The organism is Clostridium sp. 1001271st1 H5 (genome assembly GCF_005845215.1).
In the GTDB taxonomy this organism is placed as follows: Bacteria; Bacillota; Clostridia; order Lachnospirales; family Lachnospiraceae; genus Enterocloster.
In genome coordinates, this window is record NZ_SPHO01000051.1 from 1 (window position 1) to 4,471 (window position 4,471).

Here is a 4,471-nt window from a genome sequence, read left to right on the forward strand (position 1 = left end):
AAACACCTATAGGGGGCTTATATTATCAATATATTTTATTTTACCTTTTTGACCTCTTAAAAAAGGGCGATTTTTCTCTCCCTTTTCCCTACCAGTATAGCACTACTATTTTTTCTTCAAAAAATAAAAAATTATCGCTACTATCAACATCACAACACCTATCGCAATAAGCAAGATGCTGACAAGAACACTATTCAACTTTCCTGCGACAAATACCGAGGTAGGACCATCTACACCTCCGATTATAGCAATAGCATTATTATTCATCTTCAATGCAACACCCACAATAACAGATATTATTCCAACAACACCAGCAACGATTCCTAATATTTTTTTCATTGACTAATCTCCTTTCTCAACCTTCCGATTTGTCGATTTCTTTTTACTTACCAAGCATACCATATAACAGCATAAGAAACACTAAAATATTACAGACCATACCGCCCCAAAACAGGTACAGCTTTAAGCCCTCATATCTGAAAAAGCTGTTCTTACTTTCCTCCAGCTCCCGGATCTTTTGCTTCATCACGCTCGTAAGTGTATCAGACTGCTTCTCAAGAAGCTTTGTAGCCCTCTGTATAGCCTCTATATTCGCCTGTAACGCCTTTCTAACCTCTTGGACGGTGTTTTCCTTAACCTCATCTTTCAAACTCCCAATCTCGCCCGATATAGCGTCTTGAAGCAATTCGTTGCTGTTCTTCAGCAGCTCTACGCTCTGCTTCAGCTCGCTGATGAGCTTCCTGTTCTGCTCTGCGTCTCTCTGCCTGTTCTGCTCTGCCCTTACTTGTTCTTGATTTGACTGCTTCATCAATTCCTCGCAGTTCTCGCTCGACATCGCCAACGCTTCTTTGAGCAGACTGTTTTCCAGCTCTGTCCGGCTCTGTCGGTTTAACTCTTGAAGCTGCTCTCTTGGACTGCTCTGCTTCTGCTGTTCGTGCATTTCTCTCAAACTCATGCTCCATGCTCTCCTTTCCAAAATCCATATTGTAGTATTTTTCCAGCTTGTTATCCCTGATTTTACAAGCCTTTTCTCCTGCCTGTTCCCTGGCTAAGTCGGTATATGTGATGTACTTGTGGCTGTCCTGCCAGTCTACGCCGTACCCTCTTTCATTCATCATCCGGATAAAGTTTTCCCGGCTGGTCGCTGTTTCCTTACAGTCCAGCACCGCAAGGGCAATATCCTGCACATAGCTTTTGACCTTTCCCTGCTCTGCCTGTTTCAAAAGCTGGTAGGTGTCTTTGCTCCATGCCACCGTTTCTTCCCGGACTTCTCCAGCAAAGGTCTTTCCTTTCTCCGGCACATGCAAGCCCTGTTCCCGGCTCTGCTCGTTGCACCGTTCCTTTAGGTCTTTAAGGTCGTGCTTACTCCATTGGAGCTTATGACCGTCCTCATAATTTACGGAATTGACAATAAAATGCGTGTGTATATGCCCCTTGTCTATATGCGTGGCTATCAGAACTTCATGCCCTTTCCATGCCTTTGTATGCTCTGCCAGCTCGACAGCGTTCTTGTGAGCCTGCTCCTGGGTTATTTTCTCGTCCTCATGGTAGGATTGCACATAATGCTTATAGGTTCTTCCATCCGTCTTGCCCCACAGCTCCTTTGTGGCTTGCATTTCTTCCTTGACCGTCTCCGGCTCACAATGCAGACCGCTGACAAGCTTCTCCTCTGTCTTTTCTTTTTTTGTCACATAATCTATGGCGTGCCCTATGCCCGCCTTTGAAGATACCGCCTTAATGACTGCCATACTTTGTTCAGCTCCTCTCCATGCTTCCGCACTTCCGCTTCACTCGGCAACATTCCCCCCTCATTACACCGCTTTGCTATCTGGTTGAGGTTGTTCCCTATCCGTTTCAGTTCCGGGATAAGTTCCTTGATACCGTCCGTATTCACGATTTGCTTCTCCAGCACACAGGAAAGGATATATTCCTGCTGGTTCTTTCCACTCTCTGAAATCTTCTCCTGTAGCTGCTGGTATTCTTCTTCACTTACCCGGAATGATAGCTGCTTTGGTCTTGTCTTGTTCATACCCTTACCACTCCATATCCATGACATCAAGTAGGTCAAAGAAACGCTCCAGCGTCTTATTTTCCTTTTCTGCCGGATTCTGTTTTACATATTTATCAATTACTTTCATCAGCTCCTGCACCTCGTATCTGTACTCAAACTGAATTTTATCCATATCTTTTTTCATGCCTTTGACCTCTCTTTCTTCGGTGCTACCACCGTCATATTATGAGCCTTCCGGCTCGTTTAAAAGGGGGATTGAAGGGGGGCTTGCCACCCTCACAAGTTCTAAAGTGGTAACACTTTAGGGAACTTGCAATATATCCGCTACACATATTATAGCATGATAGACACCCTATATCAAGCGGATATATTCGTGCGTATATTCTGCCAAGAATATAGTGGAGCTTACTTCCTCTTGGGCGACTTTGGAAGTGTAGGAGGGAGACAGTCAAGGGCTTGTTTTTTATCTGCAGTATGAGCTTCGGCTTGCCGATCAGCGAGTACAGCAGATAAAAAATGGTCGCAGACCACCCTTTACTTTCTTCCGCCGGAACGGACAATGAAGCACAGGGGGAAGTAACGGAACGGACGGACAGCCGTTTTCCCCTCCGGCATTATAGCCAACAAAAAAGAGTATCAAGGGTAAACGCTGCGGTCTATGACCGCCCTTGACACTCTTTTCCTTATGGCTTTGATGATAAACAAGGGGAAATGGCTTCTTGTGGCATTTCTGCCCCTGTGATATAATGAACGACGCTACCGCCCCCAGACAGGTAGAGAAAGGGGGTGAACCGCATGAGTGAACTTCTGTCATTTTTTCTCTCTGTTTTGGCAAGTGTAGTTGCCTACTACATCTGCAAATGGTTGGACGGAGAAGAATAACTGGTAGCCAGCCTTGGGATTAAGCCACCCACCCAGAACGGAATAGAAAAGCCCCGGAGTTGCGACCTCCGGGGCTTTTTGCTGTGCCACATGAGCACTTCTGTCATTTTCGCCTACTGGCATTATACCATATGCCTTTCGGCATTTCAAGTATGCCCTACTTCCACCACTTGTAAACTGTGGGCTTGCTCAATCCTGTCTCCCGTATGCAGTCTGCTTTCTTTCCGTCCGGGTGCTGACGCTGCCATTCTTCGACAATCTTCGACTTTTCTCCGCTGCCTTTTGGTCTACCATTTCCCTCTCTCCAATCCCTATCCTGTCTTTTCATACGAATATCACGAATTGCCCTTGCTTCTTCTAAGTGATCAGCCTGTTTTTGGTAATTCCTTTTATTCGCTGGCATAGGAATAGCCGATACTCTTTCCGCTTCACTTCGACTATATGTGACATAATTTTCTTGATAAAACTGCATAGCGTCCATTATATCACGCTTAGTAAAACGGTTATGCTCATCATCTGACATATCATCAAGAAACTGCAATAGGGAAAAAGCGTCCGTAAAAAGCTCATCTTCCGGAATATCGCACTTAACGGCATAGGACGCCAAAACGCAAAGGCAGCTGTATCTATGCCCTACAGAAGCTCCCTCTTTTATTTTCCGCAGCCACCAATCATATAAGTCCCTTTTGATATGCCAACGCTCACGGCGCTCCCCTTGCACAATTCGCTTTTCATACCATTCCGGGTACTTTTTGCGTGCTTCTGCAAGGCTTAAATCGCTCTTGTAGTGAAAATCTGTGACCGCCTTGCTCTTATCCATGAGATAACCGTTCAAATACTCAATTGTCACTCTTTCGCCTGTTTCAAAAGCCTTTACCGGGTATCTCTTTCCCAGTTTTGACTGCGTTCCAACCATACGGAATCCCTGAAAAATCCCCTGATACTGAACCTGCTCCCGTTCCGTGAATGTACTTGTATATCGGTTCCAGACTTTCGCAATCAGCTCATACTTGAACTCTCGGAGCTTATCCTGCAAATGCTTATACAAAGGGACCGGCTTTTCCAGCAGATAATATAAATGCAGCCCGTGACCGCTATTGATACAGTAAGTGCATTTCGGAATAATATCATGATTCATTTGATGGAACACATCACGGAGCTGCGGCATCTCCACCCCGTCAAGGTCTATCGCTATACCATACAGCCACCTTGCATTGGCTGCCGTCCTATTTCTGCCGGAATACGCTACAGGGGACATGACAGCAAACTCCGCCCCTTTGACCTCATCGATGACTGACAAATCATCAAATACAATCCGATTCTTTGCCTTATCGTTTTCGACTATAGTTATAATGCCATTTGCTTTTCCGTCCTCAAAATGCCCAGCTCTCTCAAAACTTCCCTCCGGGAAAACAGCCCGATAAAACTCTTTCGGCTTCACTTCCTCAAAAAACTGCCCAAGCCATTCATTTTTCAGCTTATACAACTGCTTTTCAGTCGGTTTTTTTGCCATAAGTCCACCACCTTTCCCCACCCCTAAAAACACCTATAGGGGGCTTATATTATCAATATATTTTA

General features: G+C 45.2%; 6 protein-coding genes. All 6 read right to left on the reverse strand.

Annotation, left to right across the window (positions count from 1 at the left end; translation table 11 throughout):
• Positions 1–105: 105 nt before the first annotated feature.
• The 6 genes from FGS84_RS30385 to FGS84_RS30415 all read right to left on the reverse strand — a co-directional run bounded on the left by FGS84_RS30385 (position 106) and on the right by FGS84_RS30415 (position 4,406).
• Positions 106–339, reverse strand: coding sequence for a hypothetical protein (locus tag FGS84_RS30385; RefSeq protein ID WP_007885222.1), 234 nt, complete (start codon positions 337–339; stop codon positions 106–108).
• A 43-nt stretch (positions 340–382) separates the two neighbouring features.
• Positions 383–649: a hypothetical protein gene (locus FGS84_RS30390; RefSeq protein ID WP_226969119.1), complete on the reverse strand. Its 267-nt coding sequence runs from the start codon at positions 647–649 to the stop codon at positions 383–385.
• Complete coding sequence (locus FGS84_RS30395) at positions 639–1,748, reverse strand: relaxase/mobilization nuclease domain-containing protein (RefSeq protein ID WP_138311866.1); 1,110 nt, start codon at positions 1,746–1,748, stop codon at positions 639–641. Before FGS84_RS30395 ends, FGS84_RS30390 begins: the two co-directional genes overlap by 11 nt.
• Complete coding sequence (locus tag FGS84_RS30400; protein WP_009256578.1) at positions 1,709–2,029, reverse strand: MobC family plasmid mobilization relaxosome protein; 321 nt, start codon at positions 2,027–2,029, stop codon at positions 1,709–1,711. Before FGS84_RS30400 ends, FGS84_RS30395 begins: the two co-directional genes overlap by 40 nt.
• Positions 2,030–2,033: 4 nt before the next feature.
• Positions 2,034–2,195 (reverse strand): hypothetical protein, encoded by a 162-nt coding sequence (locus FGS84_RS31150; protein WP_007885225.1) that lies wholly within the window; start codon positions 2,193–2,195, stop codon positions 2,034–2,036.
• An 855-nt stretch (positions 2,196–3,050) separates the two neighbouring features.
• Positions 3,051–4,406: a hypothetical protein gene (locus FGS84_RS30415; protein WP_007885223.1), complete on the reverse strand. Its 1,356-nt coding sequence runs from the start codon at positions 4,404–4,406 to the stop codon at positions 3,051–3,053.
• Positions 4,407–4,471 lie beyond the last annotated feature (65 nt).

Coding starts and splice junctions, on each gene's coding strand:
- FGS84_RS30385 (WP_007885222.1), bottom strand. CDS start 339: ATGAAAAAAATATTAGGAATCGTTGCTGGTGTTGTTGGAATAATATCT.
- FGS84_RS30395 (WP_138311866.1), bottom strand. CDS start 1,748: ATGGCAGTCATTAAGGCGGTATCTTCAAAGGCGGGCATAGGGCACGCC.
- FGS84_RS30400 (WP_009256578.1), bottom strand. CDS start 2,029: ATGAACAAGACAAGACCAAAGCAGCTATCATTCCGGGTAAGTGAAGAA.
- FGS84_RS31150 (WP_007885225.1), bottom strand. CDS start 2,195: ATGAAAAAAGATATGGATAAAATTCAGTTTGAGTACAGATACGAGGTG.
- FGS84_RS30415 (WP_007885223.1), bottom strand. CDS start 4,406: ATGGCAAAAAAACCGACTGAAAAGCAGTTGTATAAGCTGAAAAATGAA.